The sequence below is a fragment of the Methylophilus glucosoxydans genome, assembly GCF_042676145.1.
Taxonomy (GTDB): Bacteria; Pseudomonadota; Gammaproteobacteria; order Burkholderiales; family Methylophilaceae; genus Methylophilus; species Methylophilus glucosoxydans.
On the sequence record NZ_JBHTJW010000002.1, the window covers coordinates 215,718 to 231,626 of the forward strand.

The 15,909-nt window shown below is 53.2% G+C and carries 16 protein-coding genes; 3 read left to right on the forward strand and 13 right to left on the reverse strand.

The window, feature by feature from the left end:
• Nucleotides 1–185: 185 nt before the first annotated feature.
• Nucleotides 186–638 carry a MarR family winged helix-turn-helix transcriptional regulator gene (locus ACFQ1T_RS03555; RefSeq protein WP_194749059.1) on the forward strand — a complete coding sequence of 151 codons (453 nt, stop codon included), beginning with the start codon at nucleotides 186–188 and terminating at the stop codon, nucleotides 636–638.
• Nucleotides 639–723: 85 nt separating this feature from the next.
• Nucleotides 724–1,716: a catalase family peroxidase gene (locus ACFQ1T_RS03560; RefSeq protein ID WP_379074003.1), complete on the forward strand. Its 993-nt coding sequence runs from the start codon at nucleotides 724–726 to the stop codon at nucleotides 1,714–1,716.
• 87 nt (nucleotides 1,717–1,803) lie between these two features.
• Here the strand turns inward: ACFQ1T_RS03560 and msrB are convergent, their stop codons facing one another.
• The gene (gene msrB / locus ACFQ1T_RS03565; protein ID WP_379074005.1) at nucleotides 1,804–2,250 is read right to left on the reverse strand and encodes a peptide-methionine (R)-S-oxide reductase MsrB; all 447 of its coding nucleotides are present in this window, start codon (nucleotides 2,248–2,250) and stop codon (nucleotides 1,804–1,806) included.
• A 194-nt stretch (nucleotides 2,251–2,444) separates the two neighbouring features.
• On the opposite strand from msrB, the gene ACFQ1T_RS03570 reads away from it, so the two are divergent.
• The gene (locus ACFQ1T_RS03570; RefSeq protein WP_379074007.1) at nucleotides 2,445–3,365 is read left to right on the forward strand and encodes a bestrophin family protein; all 921 of its coding nucleotides are present in this window, start codon (nucleotides 2,445–2,447) and stop codon (nucleotides 3,363–3,365) included.
• A 65-nt stretch (nucleotides 3,366–3,430) separates the two neighbouring features.
• Here the strand turns inward: ACFQ1T_RS03570 and ACFQ1T_RS03575 are convergent, their stop codons facing one another.
• The 12 genes from ACFQ1T_RS03575 to mreC all read right to left on the reverse strand — a co-directional run bounded on the left by ACFQ1T_RS03575 (nucleotide 3,431) and on the right by mreC (nucleotide 15,907).
• Nucleotides 3,431–4,702, reverse strand: a complete 1,272-nt coding sequence (locus ACFQ1T_RS03575) for a D-amino acid dehydrogenase (RefSeq protein WP_379074009.1) — start codon at nucleotides 4,700–4,702, stop codon at nucleotides 3,431–3,433.
• 118 nt (nucleotides 4,703–4,820) lie between these two features.
• The gene (gene gshB / locus ACFQ1T_RS03580; RefSeq protein ID WP_313984487.1) at nucleotides 4,821–5,756 is read right to left on the reverse strand and encodes a glutathione synthase; all 936 of its coding nucleotides are present in this window, start codon (nucleotides 5,754–5,756) and stop codon (nucleotides 4,821–4,823) included.
• A 12-nt stretch (nucleotides 5,757–5,768) separates the two neighbouring features.
• A complete protein-coding gene (gene gshA, locus ACFQ1T_RS03585; protein ID WP_313984485.1) occupies nucleotides 5,769–7,094 on the reverse strand; it encodes a glutamate--cysteine ligase in 1,326 nt (441 codons plus the stop codon).
• Between the two features lie 58 nt (nucleotides 7,095–7,152).
• Nucleotides 7,153–8,133, reverse strand: a complete 981-nt coding sequence (lipA, locus tag ACFQ1T_RS03590; protein WP_379074012.1) for a lipoyl synthase — start codon at nucleotides 8,131–8,133, stop codon at nucleotides 7,153–7,155.
• On the reverse strand, nucleotides 8,123–8,737 hold the full coding sequence (gene lipB, locus ACFQ1T_RS03595) for a lipoyl(octanoyl) transferase LipB (protein ID WP_313984480.1): 615 nt from the start codon (nucleotides 8,735–8,737) through the stop codon (nucleotides 8,123–8,125). The genes lipA and lipB overlap by 11 nt, the downstream gene beginning before the upstream one ends.
• Nucleotides 8,738–8,750: 13 nt before the next feature.
• Complete coding sequence (locus ACFQ1T_RS03600) at nucleotides 8,751–9,038, reverse strand: HP0495 family protein (RefSeq protein ID WP_194749045.1); 288 nt, start codon at nucleotides 9,036–9,038, stop codon at nucleotides 8,751–8,753.
• 41 nt (nucleotides 9,039–9,079) lie between these two features.
• Nucleotides 9,080–10,177, reverse strand: a complete 1,098-nt coding sequence (locus tag ACFQ1T_RS03605; RefSeq protein WP_313985768.1) for a D-alanyl-D-alanine carboxypeptidase family protein — start codon at nucleotides 10,175–10,177, stop codon at nucleotides 9,080–9,082.
• 85 nt (nucleotides 10,178–10,262) lie between these two features.
• Nucleotides 10,263–11,267 carry a septal ring lytic transglycosylase RlpA family protein gene (locus ACFQ1T_RS03610; protein ID WP_379074014.1) on the reverse strand — a complete coding sequence of 335 codons (1,005 nt, stop codon included), beginning with the start codon at nucleotides 11,265–11,267 and terminating at the stop codon, nucleotides 10,263–10,265.
• Nucleotides 11,268–11,295: 28 nt separating this feature from the next.
• Complete coding sequence (rodA, locus tag ACFQ1T_RS03615; protein WP_194749041.1) at nucleotides 11,296–12,393, reverse strand: rod shape-determining protein RodA; 1,098 nt, start codon at nucleotides 12,391–12,393, stop codon at nucleotides 11,296–11,298.
• On the reverse strand, nucleotides 12,386–14,320 hold the full coding sequence (gene mrdA, locus ACFQ1T_RS03620) for a penicillin-binding protein 2 (RefSeq protein ID WP_275357360.1): 1,935 nt from the start codon (nucleotides 14,318–14,320) through the stop codon (nucleotides 12,386–12,388). The genes rodA and mrdA overlap by 8 nt, the downstream gene beginning before the upstream one ends.
• Nucleotides 14,321–14,324: 4 nt before the next feature.
• Nucleotides 14,325–14,801: a rod shape-determining protein MreD gene (mreD, locus tag ACFQ1T_RS03625; protein WP_194749038.1), complete on the reverse strand. Its 477-nt coding sequence runs from the start codon at nucleotides 14,799–14,801 to the stop codon at nucleotides 14,325–14,327.
• On the reverse strand, nucleotides 14,798–15,907 hold the full coding sequence (mreC, locus tag ACFQ1T_RS03630; RefSeq protein WP_379074017.1) for a rod shape-determining protein MreC: 1,110 nt from the start codon (nucleotides 15,905–15,907) through the stop codon (nucleotides 14,798–14,800). Before mreC ends, mreD begins: the two co-directional genes overlap by 4 nt.
• Between the last annotated feature and the right edge of the window lie 2 nt (nucleotides 15,908–15,909).

Consider the following 15,909-nt stretch of genomic DNA (forward strand, 5'->3'; position numbering starts at 1 on the left):
TTCAATTTTATTTAAAAATAAAAGCGTTTTATCATGCACTTCATACATTAAAGGAGCGCAAGATGAGCCAAATCAGAATGCACAAGAAAGCCAACTTCATCATTCACTACATGATGCAGTGGCTGAACAAATAAGATTAAAAAGTTGTTGAAAATATAATAGCACGCGATTTATAATCGCAGCATATGAATAATTCTGCATCAACCCAAACGCCATTGCTTAATGAGCAGTTATGTTTCTCTGTGTATTCGCTGTCGCTGGCGATTAACAAAGTATATCGCCCACTGCTCAAGACATTGGAATTAACCTATCCGCAGTATTTGGTCATGATGGTGTTATGGGAGAGCGATCAGCGTACCGTCAGTGATATTGGTGAGCAGTTGTTTCTGGATTCGGCAACGCTGACCCCTTTGTTGAAAAGGCTGGAAGCTGCTGAATTTTTGCAGCGTGTGCGCTCGACCGAAGATGAAAGGCAAGTGATTATCTGCCTGACGCAGACCGGCCGTCAGCTGAGGCTGAAGGCCGCCGGGATTATGGATGACATGTTGTGTGCCATGGGCTGTTCATTGCAAGAGGTCGGTGAGTTACGCGAGCGCTTAAACGCGCTGCGCAACCATTTGATTCAGCATCAAGCGTAGTAAACATAAACAAATGGTTTATGGTGTTTTAAGTAGTGTGCGATTTAATTTTAAACAATATGAATTTTCATAGAAAGGATTCAACATGAAGATACAAGCGTTAGTTGCCGTGTTATTTGCCACAGCATTGACTGTCTCCAGCCCGTCGGTATTTGCAGAGGAAAAACCGGTGACCGAACAATTGGTGGACACCTTGACCACTTTATCCGGCGGCCCCCATGCCGGCTACCGCGCCAACCATGCCAAAGGCGTGATGGTGGAGGGGACATTTACCCCTTCTGCACAGGCGGCTTCGGTCAGTAAAGCAACACACTTCCAAAAGGCAACGCCGGTGTTGGTCCGCTACTCGAATGCCACCGGCGTGCCAAATATTCCGGATGCCAATGGCAATGCGTTTCCTAAAGGCATTGCGATCCGCTTTCAATTACCGGATGGCACCGCAACGGATATCGTCAGTATCTCGGTAAATGCTTTTCCAACGGCGACGCCAGAAGACTTTCTGGGCTTGCTCAATGCCGTGCGTGACTCTCAGGGCAGTACGGCCAAGCCTAGCCCAGTCGAGCAGTTTTTAGGCAGCCATCCAGCTGCACTCAAATTTGTGACCACACCCAAACCGGCGCCTGTGAGTTTTGCGACGCAACCTTTTTATGGCGTGAACGCGTTTGAGTTTACCAATGCTGCAGGTAAAACCGTCTTTGGCCGGTACCAGATTGTGCCCGTGGCCGGCGCCAAATTTTTGAGCCAGGAAGCGGCTGACAAAGCTGCACCTGACTACCTGATGACCGATATTGTCGAGCGTGTAAAAACAGGCGCGGTGCAATATAAATTATTGCTGCAACTGGCTGAAGCCGGGGATGAAGTCAACAATGCGACCGTCGTTTGGCCGGACAGCCGCAAGGTGATTGAGTTAGGAACACTGACCTTGAATAAGGCTGTGGCAGACAGTAAAGCGGCTGAAAAGCCCATCATGTTCAATCCGCTACAGCTGACAGACGGCATTGCGCCTAGCAAAGATCCTATTTTGCTGGCCAGACCAGCGGCTTATGCCGTCAGTTATGGCAGAAGATTGGCGCATTAAGCTTATTCAGCAAAGCATGGCGAGCTGAATCTGAAACGGCGTTGTTTGCGTGAGCAAACCGCGCCGTTTGCTTTTAACGCCGGCCAACTACTGGGCGACAAATGCAATCGCTTTGCCATTAATGCAATAGCGCAGTCCACTCTCTGTTTTGCCATCGGGGAAGACGTGGCCCAAATGCGCATCACACACATTGCACTTCACTTCTACGCGTTGCATGCCATGGCTATCGTCGGCGTAATAAGCAATCGCATTCTTTGCAAGGGGCTGGTCAAAGGAAGGCCAACCTGAGGCAGAGTCAAACTTTTGGCTAGAATCAAACAGCGTTTGCGCGCAACAGGCGCAGGCATAGCGCCCTGGCGTAAACGCCACACACATTTCTGATGAAAACGGCCGCTCGGTGGCACTTAAACGTGTAATGGCAAACACCTCTTCATCCAAAATCTCTCGCCAGGCACGCACGGATTTTTGCAATTTGCGTTCTGGGGGCAGATTCCCTTCGCGCGAGAGTTTAAGTATATCTTTCCATTTAAGCATGGTATCCATCCATCAATTTCCAACCCGGTGACTTGTTACTGTTGAAGGTTCTCATCTTGTTTAGCACTGGGAAAACGGCGTTAAATCATGCATTTCCATGTCTTATCGCCACATTTGCTGCCAGCACTGACAGATAAACTACAAACTATCGAGTATATCACTGGTGTGATAGTTCACCAGATGGGAGACATGCCTTGATTGTTAGACCAAGACCGCACTTGTTTGAACTGTTTTTTATCATCAAAGGTTCTATCGTGCTCAAGATCATGCCGCTGCTGACATTTGTAGCAACACTGTCAGCCATCGTGGTCTCGATTTATACCTTAAAGCCCGACTGGTTACCCAAGTTTGATGGCGGGCCGTTCGCCTTGCTTGGCATCACGCTGTCTATTTTTCTCGCCTTTAGAAACAACGCCTGCTATGAGCGCTGGTGGGAGGCGAGAAAGGTGTGGGGTGAGTTGATGCTCACCGCGAGAAACCTGGCACGCTTGAGCCAGATACTGGATACCCAGGGTGAACTCAGTGCCGCCCGCAAGCAATTGCTGGAATGCAATATTGCTTACGCGCACGCGTTGCTGAAGCAGCTGCGTCCAGGGGATCAACTGCCACGGATCAAGCAACTGTTAGCCGAGCCCGTGGCAGAAGCATACTTGCAGAGCAAAAATCCGCCAGAAGTCATTTTACGTGCCATGGAGCGCATCCTGATTCAGGCATTGGCGGAGGGCCGCATCCAGCCTATACAGTTTAATTTGCTCGAAGAATTGATTCAGAAGCTGGCGGCAACGCAAGCCGCCTGTGAACGGATCCAGAACACGCCGATTCCGTTTGGCTACACCTTATTGTTGCACCGCACCGCCTATACTTTTTGTTTTTTGATGCCCTTTTGTTTTGCCAATACCCTGGGCTGGGCCACGCCGTTTGTGACTGCATTGGCAGCTTATACCCTGTTTGGACTCGATGCCCTCGGTAATGAACTCGAAGAGCCTTTTGCCCCGATTGCCAATGCGCTGCCGATCAACGCGCTGACTGAAGTCATAGACATTGAGCTCATGGAAGCCTTGGGGCAAAGTGATTTGCCCGCGTTGCCGACCGCCAAAGAGTTTGTACTGATGTAAGTGCACAGACGATTTCTCTACTGAGTGATTTTACTCAGTAGCAGCGATGGATTGGGTGACCGCTGCTAGAGATAGCGGGAAAGTTGCAGGTCTTGCGTCTCGATGGCCGGTGTCTCCTGCGCCATCAAATCGGCCAGTACTTGCCCGGAGCCGCAAGCCATGGTCCAACCCAGCGTGCCGTGCCCAGTATTGAGCCACACATTGGGGTAAGCCGCGCTTGCCTGGCCGATCAGCGGCGTGCCATCCGGGGTCATGGGGCGCAGCCCCGTCCAGAATTGCGCTTGTGCGACATCCCCGGCATACGGGAACAAGCCGTTGAATACAAATTCCAGCGTGGCCCTGCGGCTTGGGTTGAGGCTTAAATCAAACCCATGCAATTCCGCCATCCCGCCCACCCGGATGCGCTGATCAAAGCGCGTAATGGCTACCTTGTAAGTCTCATCCATCACGGTGGACACGGGGGCGGCTGCAGCGTTGATCAGGGGCACGGTCAAAGAATAGCCTTTTACGGGATAGACCGGCAGATTGAGTCCCAACGCCTGCGAAAGTTGGCGCGAGTAGCTGCCAAGGGCGACCACATAATGGTCTGCCTGCAATACTTCTACGCCACTTGCCGTTTGCACCTCTACGCCAAGCAACTGGCTTTGCTGTGTCAGTAAGCGGTGTATTTGTGTTTCTTGTCTGAACTTCACCCCAAGCGCTTGCGCCTTGGCTGCCAGTTGCGTGGTAAATAGCTGGCAATCCCCGGTTTCATCCCCAGGCAGATACAACCCACCCAGCAACGCATCTTGTACGTGAATCAGGGCAGGTTCAATGCGTACACAGCCTGCCGCATCCAAATGCTCAAACGGCACGCCCATGCGTTCAAGTACGGCAATATCCTTGGCTTCGGCGGCGAGTTGTTTTTTGGTGCGGAATACCTGTAAGGTCCCTTGACTGCGTTGCTCATAATGCAAGCCCGTCTCTGCACGCAAACGACGCAGACAATCGCGGCTATACTCAGCCAGACGCACCATGCGCGATTTATTCAATTCATAACGTTCGAAGGAGCAATTGCTTAAAAACTGTGCAATCCATTGACATTGCCAACGCGTGAAATCCGGTTTGAGTGAGAGTGGCGCATGGCGCTGAAACAGCCATTTAAGCGCCTTGAGGGGCACATCCGGGCTGGCCCAAGGGGCGGAATAACCCGGTGAAATTTGCCCTGCATTGGCAAAACTGGTCTCCAGGGCGACCGCTGGTTGACGGTCTATGACCGTGACTTCAAAGCCTTTTAACGCCAGATAATAAGCGCTTGTCACGCCTATCACCCCGGAACCCAGCACTAAGACCCGCATGATGACACTCCTGCAACGATAGTGAGGCAGTCATGATGGACTTACTCGCACTGGATGATGTTAACAAAATCGGCTGTCAGCAGGGGGAATATGATCGCGTTAAGGTTGAGACGGGCGGTCAGGCTATCTGCTTTTCCAGTGCCTCTAGCATCACTCTGGCCGGATCACAGTCTGTTTGTGCCGCAATTTCTACCATGCCAGTCGGACTGGTGACATTCACTTCGGTCAGGTAGTCGCCAATCACGTCCAGCCCGACTAAAAACAGGCCGTGTTGTTTCAGCACACTGCCGACGGTCTCGGCAATTTCTTTGTCACGGGCAGTCAGGGGTTGGGCCACGCCTTTGCCGCCGGCGGCCAGGTTGCCACGGGTTTCGCCGGTTTTTGGGATGCGGGCGAGGGCGTAGGGCAGGGGGTCACCGTTGATGATCAGGATGCGCTTGTCACCTTTGACGATCTCTGGAATATAGCGCTGGACCATGATGGTTTGTGCTTCAAATCGGGTCAGCGTTTCCAGGATGGCGTAAATATTGGGGTCGTCCTGACGCAAGCGGAAAATGCCGCTGCCACCCATGCCATCCAGCGGTTTGACGATGATGTCCTGATGTTCGGCCAGAAAGGCCAGAATTTTGCTTTGCAGGCTGGTGACGATAAACGGCGGGGCAAATTGCGGAAAGCGCGCGACAGATAGTTTTTCGTTCCAGCCGCGAATGGATGACGGGTCGTTAAAGATACGTGCCCCTTGCTGTTGCGCCAGCTCAAGCAAATAGGTGCTATACAGGTATTCGTTATCAAACGGCGGGTCTTTACGCATCAGCACCGCATCAAAACTTGCGGGGGCTTGTGTGGTTTTGTCACCGGTTTGCCAGTGCTCGTCTGCATTAAACGCAAATGTCTGCGCATCCACCTTGACCTCGGCTTGCTGCAAGTGCCAGTCGTGTTGTTCGCAGACCCATAGCACGTGTCCACGCGCTTGCGCCGCGCGCATGATGGCAAGGCTGGTGTCTTTGTAACTTTTGAGTGAGGCCAGCGGATCAAGAATAAACAGCAGTTTCATGATGAACCTTTGCTATGCGGTGAGCAGGTCGTTTTCCGGCAGGTCCCGCGCTTGCAGCTCGAGGCCAGCCGCTAACAGGGCCAGTCTTGCGACCACGCCATAAGCATAGAAGCGGTTGGGTGGCGCATCGGGGGCGCCGGCACAGTCGGGTAGGGTACAGGGTTTTTCAAACGCGAGCGGGGCAAAGTGCATGCCGGGCGCATTCAGGTTCTCATCGACGCCACGGCCGGTGTGCACACGGTAAAAACCGCCAATCACAAAGTGATCCATCATATACACCACTGGCTCGGCTACCGCGTCATTGATGCTTTCAAAGGTATAAACGCCTTCCTGGATCATCACTTCAGACACTTGCATGCCTTCTTTGATCACCGACATTTTATTCCGTGCCTTGCGGTTGAGGTCGCGTACCTCGTCAGCAGATTTCACGCTCATAATGCCCATGCCATAGGTACCTGCATCGGCTTTGACAATCGCAAACGGTGGCTGCGTGATGCCATATTCGTCGTATTTAGCCTGCGTTTTTTTCAGGATGGCTTCGACCTTATCGGCCAGCAGGTCTTCACCTACCCGGGCGTGAAAGTCCAGGCCGCTGGCGGTATCAAAGTAGGGATTTAGCAACCAGGGATCAATTTGCAGCAATTGCGAGAATTCATCGACAACAGTGTTATACGCGCTAAAGTGCTGCGATTTGCGTCGGCTGAACCAGCCTGCATGTAACGGTGGAATCAGGGTTTGCTCCAGGCCTTGCAGCAGGTCGGGCACGCCACCGGACAAATCGTTATTGAGCAGAATGGCACAGCTGTCAAAGGCCGGGTATTCCACGCCTTCAAACGTTGCCGCCTTCAGTTGCAGGCGGTTTTTTACGCGCACCAGCGGTTCCAGTACCAGCGGCAAGCCATCATGGGTTTCTAGTTTGGTGATCTCGGTAATTTCTGGCGACAAGCTGCCGACACGGACTTCCATGCCGGCGGTTTTGAGAATGTGACAGAGCTCAACTACATTACGCAAGTAGTAAGTGTTGCGGGTATGGTTTTCGGGGATCAGAAGTAAACGGCGTGCATCTGGGCAGATTTTCTCGACCGCCATTTGTGCGGCTTGCACAGCCAGGCTCAAAAATTCGGGATTAAGGTTATTAAAGCCGCCTGGAAACAGGTTGGTATCCACCGGGGCAATCTTGAAGCCGGCATTGCGCAGGTCCACGCTGGCATAAAACGGGGCGGGAATCTCCTGCCATTTGGTGCGGAACCAGTGCTCAATATCTGGCATGGCTTGCAAAACGCGTTTTTCCAGTGTATAGAGAGGGCCGCTTAAAGCCGTGGTTAAGTGTGGAACCATGGTTGCTCCTGTGCTTGTTATTTTATTCACCGGTTACCCGGCACTGCTGATGCAATGATTAGGCGATGACCGCATGCGCCTGCTGGTCGGCATGATAGCTGCTGCGCACCATGGGCCCGCTGGCCGAATTGTCAAAGCCCATGGCATCGGCTTGTTGTTTAAACCATTCAAAACGCTCTGGCGTGACATATCTCAACACCGGCAAGTGATGGACGCTGGGTTGCAAGTATTGCCCCAGGGTAAGCATGCTGACGCCATGTGCGCGCAAGTCACGCATGACCTCTAAAATTTCTTCATCCGTTTCACCCAGGCCCAGCATCAAGCCAGATTTGGTCGGCACCGTTGGGTACAGTTCACCAAACTGTTTGAGCAAATCCAGCGAATGCTGGTAGTCAGAACCAGGGCGCGCCTGTTTATACAAACGCGGCACCGTTTCCAGGTTATGGTTCATGACATCTGGCGGTGCTTCACGCAGAATTTTGAGCGAGATATCGAGGCGGCCCCTAAAATCTGGCACCAGGATTTCAATTTTAATGGCTGGGGATTGGGCGCGAATGGCGCGGATGCAGTCGACAAAATGCTGCGCGCCACCGTCAGGCAAATCATCGCGGTCTACTGAGGTGACGACCACATAACGCAGTTTCATCTGTGCGATGGTGCGGGCGAGGTTTTCTGGCTCATTGGGATCAGGCGGCAAGGGTTTGCCATGCGCCACATCACAAAACGGGCAACGGCGGGTGCAGATATCCCCCAGAATCATAAAGGTCGCCGTGCCGCCACTAAAGCATTCGCCAATATTGGGGCAGCTGGCTTCTTCACAGACGGTATGCAGGTTGTTGTCGCGCAGGACTTGCTTGATTTCCTGGAACCGTGCCGAATCCGGCACTTTCATGCGTATCCATTCGGGCTTGCGCAGCATGGGTTGCGGCACGATCTTGATCGGGATACGCGAGGTTTTTGCTGCGTCTATTTCTTTCACGCCAGCCACTTTCTTGGCCGGGCGGCTGCTTGCATCTATTGGGGTCGAATTATCTGACATGCGTCAGTTTCTCTTTCAATCGGTGGGTTAAATCGGCGGCAATGTCAGGCATTTGCAGCGCAATATTTAATTCCCGGGTTTGCGTCATTTGCATGCCGGCATAACCACACGGGTCTATATCGGCAAACGGCTGTAAATCCATGTCTATATTCAAACTCAGGCCATGGTAGCAGCACTGGTTTTTCAGGCGTAGCCCCAGCGAGGCAATTTTTTTGCCGTCTACATACACGCCAGGGGCATCCGCGCGGGCCACAGCCACCACGCCTTGTGCGGCCAGCCATTCTATCAGGCTGTCTTCCAAGATGGAGACAAGTTGCCGCACATTCAAGTGGCCGCGTGCCAGATCGATCAGGCAATAAATAATGAGTTGGCCCGGGCCGTGGTAAGTGATTTTGCCACCGCGGTCTACATTCACCACCGGAATTGCATTCTGTGGCAGGCGCACGCCGCGGCGGTTGAGGCCTAGCGTATACACAGGCGGATGTTCGGTGACCCAGAGCTGGTCAGGAGTACTGGTCGTGCGTTGGGCAGTGTATGCCTGCATGGCAGCCAGCGTGGCTGCATAATCAGTCAGCCCCAACTGGCGGATTTCCAAGGCAGGCATGATCGAAAAAGGCTTATAGCACAACCTTGACCATGGGGTGAGCGGTCAGGCTGCGGTAAATATCATCCAGTTGTGGCTTGGAGGTGACATACACCAGACAGGTCAGGCTCAGGTATTTGCCATTGCTGCTGCCACGCATTTCAATCAGGTGTGTATCAAAGTCTGGCCAGTGCAACTGGATGGTGCGGGTAATTTCGCTGGCGAAATCATCATGCGTTTCACCCATGACCTTGATCGGGAAATTGGTGGGAAACTCAATCAGGGTCTCTTCTATTTCCGGTAATTGCTCGAACTTGGTCATATGTTACCTACCTTTTAAACAGTGAGTGACGGTCAGCCTGTTTATTGCAAATACAAGCGGACCTGATCGATCATGCGTGAAAAGATATTGCTGGCCTCGACTGCCTGCATGGTGACCAGCGGCACGCTATGCACCACCTTGCCATTGAGGCTGAAATCCACCGCACCAACCGTTTGATGTGCTTTTAACGGCGCTTCAAGCGGTTTGGGCACGCGTAGATTCGCTTTCATATTGGCATATTCACCCTGGGGCAGCGTCAGGTAAACCGGTTTTACCACTGTGAGGTCAACCTGGTTTTCTGTCCCTTTCCATACCTTTTGCCGCGTAATCGCTTTGTCCGCCGCATAAATCAGTCTGGATTCATAAAACTGGAAGCCAAAATTCAGTAATTTTTGACTCTCAGCGGCGCGTACATTGTCAGAGGTGGTGCCAAGTACCACAGAAATCAAGCGGAAGTCATTGCGTTTGGCCGAAGAAATCAGGCAGTAACCGGCGGATTCGGTATGGCCGGTTTTCATGCCATCAACCGTGGGGTCTATAAACAGCAAGCGGTTGCGGTTAGGCTGGGTGATGTTGTTATAGGTGTAAGACTTTTGCGAATACAAGCGCGCGTAGTCTTGCGGAAAGTCCCGAATCAGCGCATTGGCCAAAATGGACAAGTCACGTGCGGTGGTGACATGGGCCGGGTCTGGCAAGCCTGTCGCATTCATAAAGTGGCTGTTTTTCATGCCCAGCGCGGCCGCTTTTTTGTTCATCAGCGTGGCGAACAATTCTTCACTGCCCGCAATGCCTTCGGCCAGGGTAATTGCCGCATCATTGCCTGACTGAATAATCAGGCCATGAAGCAACTCATCCACAGTGACGGTCATCGTCGTGTCGATAAACATTTTTGAGCCTTCGACCTTCCAGGCTTTTTGACTCACGGGCAAGGTCTGTGTCAGTGACAAGCGCTTTTGCTTGACCGCTTCAAAGGTCAGGTAAGCGGTCATTACTTTGGTCAGTGACGCAGGTTCCACCGGCATATCGGGGTTGTTCGCAGCCAGCAGATTGCCGGTATTGGCATCGCGCAGCACAAAGGCTTTGGCCGCCAGCGTGGGTACAGGTACATTGCCGGTAATGGCTTCAGCCGCCACCGTCATTAAAGGAATGGAAAGTAGAAAAGCAATACAAGAACGCCACATGGTCATCATTTAACGAGAAAAAATACTTAACGAGAAAACGGTGCTAGCGGGAAAAAACAAGCGCTGGCAACTGCAATTGGTCACGCATCTGATTGGCTGCTTGCGCGGCCATGGCGTGATCAGGATATGGGCCCAGAACAACCTGGAACATCTTGCCATTATACACTTTGTTCAGCAGGCTTTGTGTCTCGGGTACCGCATTGGAAATGCGCTGCTGCAGGCGGTCGGCATTTTCTTCAACGCCAAAGGCGCCGACCTGTACATACACCCCGGTGTTGTCGAGTGAGGCAGCTGGTTTTGCCGATGCTTTGGGCATGCTTGCCGGCGCAATGTCTCTGGCGACGCCTGCACTGCTCGGGGCCGCAGCTATCTCCGGCTGGTTGGGGTCAATTAAAGTGATCTCTACCTGGGCCGAGCCATGCTGGGTGATATCGAGTTGTTTGGCCGCGGCATAGGATAAATCGATGATGCGGTCGCGGCCAAAAGGGCCGCGGTCATTGACCCTGGCAATCAGGTTTTTGCCATTGCTCAGGTTGGTGACGCGCACATAACTTGGAATTGGCAGTGTGCGGTGGGCGGCGCTGAGTTTATACATGTTATAAGGCTCACCACTGGCGGTACGGCGGCCATGAAATTTTTTACCATACCAGGAAGCGTGTCCGGTTTGCGTAAATGGCGTTGTAATTTCCGACATTGGCGACACCAGTTCCCCATTCACGATATAAGGCTTGGTGGTCCCTTTCACGATGGGCTCCAACTTGGGCGTCACCGAGGTTTCCAGTGGAATGTTTGGATCAATGCCTTCGGTGGCATTGCCAGAGCTCTCGGGTTTGGGGTCAATATTAATGACTTTGGGTGCACCTAGCGGCGCACTGCTGCCCGGCAATACCGCAGGCGGCGCAGGCGAGGCTGCGGGCGCGGCAGGGCGTGGCGTGGGCACGGGTTTTATTGGCGCAGGCGCCGTTGGACGTGACGGCATGCTGCTTTCGCAGGCAACCAGCCCGGCAGCCAGCAGCACGATAAAGAGTCTTTGTAGGGACAATGACATCGAGGTCCTTCAGTGGTTTCTGGCCACGTTAATCGGTGGCTACCAGCCGTTTATGCGACTGCACGCTCATCAGCAAACCCAGGCTTAGCCCTAAGGTCAAGAGTGAGGTGCCGCCATAACTGACCAGCGGCAAGGGAATGCCGACCACAGGCAGAATGCCGCTCACCATGCCCATGTTGACGAAGCAATAGGTAAAAAAGGTGGCGGCAATGCTGCCTGCCAATAAGCGGGAAAAAGTACTCTTGGCTTGTGACGCGATGATGAACGCTCGGCCAATAATAATGGCGAACAGCAGCAATAACAGGCTGCAGCCTACCAGGCCAAACTCTTCTGCAAACACGGCAAAAATAAAGTCTGTGGTGCGTTCTGGCACAAAGTCTAACTGTGACTGGGTGCCGTTGAGCCAGCCTTTGCCGGTCATGCCGCCAGAGCCAATGGCAATGGTGGCCTGAATAATGTGATAACCCGCGCCAAGCGGGTCCTGGCTAGGGTCGATGAGAATTTCCACCCGACGCCGCTGATAGTCATGCAGCATGGACCATAAAATGGGCAGCGCCGCGCCAAAGGCAATCGCGCTGCCAAAAATAAATTTCCAGCTCAGACCGGCCAGAAAAATCACATAAAAACCGGCGGCAAAGACCAGGGTGGCGGTCCCGAGGTCGGGCTGCTTGGCAATCAGCAAGACCGGCACCAGCAAAATGACCCCGGCGACGACATAGTCCGTGGTGCGTAACAAGGATTCACGTTTTGAAAAATACCAGGACAGCATAATTGGCACCGCCAATTTCATGAGTTCCGAGGGCTGGATTTTGGTCACGCCCAGATTGAGCCAGCGCCTGGCGCCATGGCTAATATCGCCGACCAGCGCTACCGCAATCAACAATGCCAGCCCGAACAAATAGGCGGGCAGGGCAATGCGTTCAATGTGTTGCGGCTGTGTGTTTGCAACCAGAAACATCACGCCCATCATCACCAGGATATTAATCAGCTGTGCATTAACCTTGAGCAGGGACTGCCCAGAGGCGCTATAGAGCACCATAAGCGCAACCACCAGCACCATGAGGACGGTGGCCAGCAAGATGGAGTCAATATGGCGGATAAAATGGCCGATCCACTGTTTAATCATGCTCTTCCTCCTCAACGACTGGGGGTGGGTTCTGTGCTTGTGTTTCGGCGGGCACCGCAGGGGCTGCCACTGCGGGTATTTTGCCCAGCAGGTAATAGTCCATTACTTTGCGTGCAATCGGCCCCGCCGCCGAGCCACCGTGGCCACCGTTTTCCACAATGACGGCCACGGCAATTTTGGGGTCTTCAGCCGGTGCGTAAGCAATAAACCAGGCGTGGTCGCGATGGCGTTCTGCCGTGGCTTTTTCGTTATATTTTTCATTTTGCTTGATACCTACCACTTGCGCCGTACCGGTTTTGGCAGCGATGTCATAGCCTGCATTGGCGCCTACTGACGCGGCTGTGCCTCCCGGGCGTGTCACATCCATCATGCCCAGTTTCACAATCTCCAGATTCTCCGGGCTGAGGTTCAACTGGTCCGCCACTTTATGCGGCAACATCCTGACCTCGTTGGTTTTGGCATTCACAATCGCATTGACCAGATGCGGCTGGATGGCCTTGCCACTATTGGCCAGCGTGGCCGTGGCGTAGGCCAATTGCATGGGCGTGACCAGCGTATACCCCTGACCAATGCCTACAATGACAGTTTCACCCATATACCAGGGCTGTTTGAAGCGTCTTTGCTTCCAGCCCGGCGTCGGCAGCAAGCCCGCCAGTTCGCCCTGGATATCAATATTGGTTTTTTCACCAAAACCAAAATGTCTGACAAAGTCGGTCAGCCGGTCTATACCAAGCTCGACGGCCAGCCCATAAAAAAACGTATCGCAAGACACGGTAATCGCCTTGCGCATATCGACCGAACCATGGCCGGATGGTTTCCAGTCACGGTAGCGGTGATGGCTGTTGGGCAGCATGTAGTAGCCTGGGTCGCTGATGGTAAACGGCGGTTGCCGCTTGCCTGATTCCAGCCCGGCCAGCGCGACAAAGGGCTTGAAGGTGGAACCAGGTGGGTAAATCCCCTTCAAGGTGCGGTTGATCAGCGGTTTATCCAGCGAATTGTTCAACAGGTTCCAGTTATCAAAATCAATGCCATCCACAAACAGGTTGGCATCAAATGAAGGCATGCTGGCCATGGCCAGGACTTCCCCTGTTTTGGGTTGGATCGCTACCAACGCGCCGCGACGTCCGGCAAATTCCTGCTCGGCGATTTCTTGCATTTTGGCGTCCATGGACAGCACCACGTTGTTGCCCGAGGTGGGCGAGGCGCTGGAGAGGACGCGCACAGCCCGGCCATCTGCATCAATCTCTACCTGCTGAAAGCCGGTGACGCCATGCAGCTCGGTTTCATAGGCCTGCTCGACGCCCGCCTTGCCAATATGCTCAGTGCCTTTGTAGTTGGAGAGCTGGTTGTTTTCCTTGAGCTGCTTGAGATCATGTTCATTGATCCGGCTGATATAGCCGATACCATGCGTGCCCAGGGTGCCATAGGGGTAATGGCGGAACAGGCGCGATTTGAGCTCAACGCCAGGAAACCGGAAGCGGTTCACGGCAAACTTGGCGGCTTCGTATTCATTAAGGTGGGTGCGGATCGGAATGCTTTCAAACGTATGGCTTTGCGCCCGCAGTTTTTTAAAGCGCTTGAGATCCGTTGGCGAAATCTCGACCAGTTTGCCCAGCTCGGCAATTGTGTCCTGCAAGTCTTCGGTTTTGGAGGGCGTGATTTCCAGCGTATACACAAAAAAGTTATGCGCCAGAATAATGCCGTTACGGTCAGAAATCAGGCCACGGTTCGGAGTGATGGGGACAATCGAAATCCGGTTGTTTTCTGCCAGTGTTTGATAATAGTCATAGCGAAAGACTTGCAGAAAATAAAAGCGGCCCAGCAGCGCAGAAAACGCTGCCAAAACCAACAGTACCAGAAAAACCAGACGAACCCGGAACTTGTGCTGTTCGTTTTGATGGTTTTTGAGTTCAGTGCTATACCCCATGTGCTTACAATTTCTTCGGGCGGGTCAGTTCGCCAAACCAGATAATCATGAATTGCCACAGTATCAGGTCAGACACGATGGGGAAGGCGTAGGTCCAGTCGGGCAATTCGCCGCCGGCAAACAGCTTGAGCAGCAAAATCAGCCCGCGCTCTACGCCAAACAAAAACAACACATATAAATAGAGCTGCCAGCGATTGAACAGCACCAGCCTGCGTTGATAGATCAGGCCGAGAAAGGCGGTGATTGCAAATGTCAGGGCATGTTGTCCGAGAAGGCTGCCCGTGGATAAGTCCACCAGCAAGCCAGCAAACCACACCCAGCCAATATTGCAGTGGTAGGGGGCTTGCAACAGCCAATACAGCATGATGACCAGCAGAAAATCCGGCCGCACAATAATGCCCGCATTTGACCAGGGGTAAAGTTGAAAAATCAACCCGACCAGCAAGGTGAAAAAGAACGTGCTGAACTTAACCGGTTTCATCGACGCTCCGGTGTGTTGGGTGCAGTGGGCGCCACCACTGGGTCAGTAGGCGCTGCGCTGTCTGGTTGTGCGGTCATTTCGGTGTCTGGCGGCTGTCCGGCATCCAGTACGGGCGGTGTGGTGACCGGGTTGGGGTCAACCAGTGCGTTGTTCTTTTGCAAGACATCCACCACGGATTGATCCAGGTGCTGCGCGTTGTTGCGTTGCAACATGGGGCGGCTTTCGGACATCGGATTGGTGGCCGGAGACTCTGGTACTTTGAGGATCAGCACATGCTTGTGGTTATTCACGCCGGCAATCGGGCGGCTGATGATCTTGGCAAACGGCGAATCCTGGCTTTGCTTGATCTGGGTGACGATGGCCACTGCCAAACCTGCGGGATAGACGCCGTCAATGCCCGAGGTTACCAGTTTGTCACCAACCTTGATGTCGACGCTGGTGGGCAGGTAGGGGATGTCCAGCGTGTTGCGTTTGCCCTCCCCAAAGGCAATTGCGCGTAATTGGTTGCGCTCGATCTGAATAGGAATCGACAGTTTTTTATCCGTGATCAGCGTGACTTCGCTGGTGAACGGATACACCCGGGTGATCTGACCCACCACGCCCTGTTCATCAACCACCGCTTGCCCGGGGGTGATGTGGTGGTGACTGCCGCGGTTCAGCGTGATGATGTTGCTAAATGGGTCGCGCCCCATATGCATGACTTCACCCAGTGTGGCTTCCGGGATAATCGGTGCATCCCCGGCCAGCAATGTGCGTAAATGCGCATTTTCGGCATCGACAGTGGCCAGGCGCTGCAAGGCTGCATGATCGATCAGCGCCTGCTGTTTGAGCTTGAAGTTATCCTGAATCAGCTGGTTATGCGAGGTAAAGTAGGTGTTGATGTTGCGCCCCCATTCGTTAGGGGCGCTAGCGATCACTTCAAGCGGGTGCAGGGCGGTACTGAACCATTGCCTTACCTGGCTCAAATAATCAAAGCGTGCATCGACCGCCATCATGACCAAAGACAGCGTACAAAAAAACATCAGGCGCGAGAAAGGCTTGGGCCCCTGGATAAAAAAGGCCGGCGACTCTTGCGGATCAAGCTGTTGGTGGATGCCTTTAAGCATAG

What these genes read in the sequence shown, in the direction of transcription:
- mrdA (WP_275357360.1), bottom strand. Translation starts at nt 14,320, where the DNA reads ATGGGGTATAGCACTGAACTCAAAAACCATCAAAACGAACAGCACAAG.
- ACFQ1T_RS03610 (WP_379074014.1), bottom strand. Translation starts at nt 11,267, where the DNA reads ATGTCATTGTCCCTACAAAGACTCTTTATCGTGCTGCTGGCTGCCGGG.
- ACFQ1T_RS03605 (WP_313985768.1), bottom strand. Translation starts at nt 10,177, where the DNA reads ATGACGGTGGCGGCTGAAGCCATTACCGGCAATGTACCTGTACCCACG.
- gshB (WP_313984487.1), bottom strand. Translation starts at nt 5,756, where the DNA reads ATGAAACTGCTGTTTATTCTTGATCCGCTGGCCTCACTCAAAAGTTAC.
- ACFQ1T_RS03600 (WP_194749045.1), bottom strand. Translation starts at nt 9,038, where the DNA reads ATGACCAAGTTCGAGCAATTACCGGAAATAGAAGAGACCCTGATTGAG.
- ACFQ1T_RS03555 (WP_194749059.1), top strand. Translation starts at nt 186, where the DNA reads ATGAATAATTCTGCATCAACCCAAACGCCATTGCTTAATGAGCAGTTA.
- mreC (WP_379074017.1), bottom strand. Translation starts at nt 15,907, where the DNA reads ATGCTTAAAGGCATCCACCAACAGCTTGATCCGCAAGAGTCGCCGGCC.
- lipB (WP_313984480.1), bottom strand. Translation starts at nt 8,737, where the DNA reads ATGCCTGCCTTGGAAATCCGCCAGTTGGGGCTGACTGATTATGCAGCC.
- msrB (WP_379074005.1), bottom strand. Translation starts at nt 2,250, where the DNA reads ATGCTTAAATGGAAAGATATACTTAAACTCTCGCGCGAAGGGAATCTG.
- ACFQ1T_RS03575 (WP_379074009.1), bottom strand. Translation starts at nt 4,702, where the DNA reads ATGCGGGTCTTAGTGCTGGGTTCCGGGGTGATAGGCGTGACAAGCGCT.
- mreD (WP_194749038.1), bottom strand. Translation starts at nt 14,801, where the DNA reads ATGAAACCGGTTAAGTTCAGCACGTTCTTTTTCACCTTGCTGGTCGGG.
- lipA (WP_379074012.1), bottom strand. Translation starts at nt 8,133, where the DNA reads ATGTCAGATAATTCGACCCCAATAGATGCAAGCAGCCGCCCGGCCAAG.
- gshA (WP_313984485.1), bottom strand. Translation starts at nt 7,094, where the DNA reads ATGGTTCCACACTTAACCACGGCTTTAAGCGGCCCTCTCTATACACTG.
- rodA (WP_194749041.1), bottom strand. Translation starts at nt 12,393, where the DNA reads ATGATTAAACAGTGGATCGGCCATTTTATCCGCCATATTGACTCCATC.
- ACFQ1T_RS03560 (WP_379074003.1), top strand. Translation starts at nt 724, where the DNA reads ATGAAGATACAAGCGTTAGTTGCCGTGTTATTTGCCACAGCATTGACT.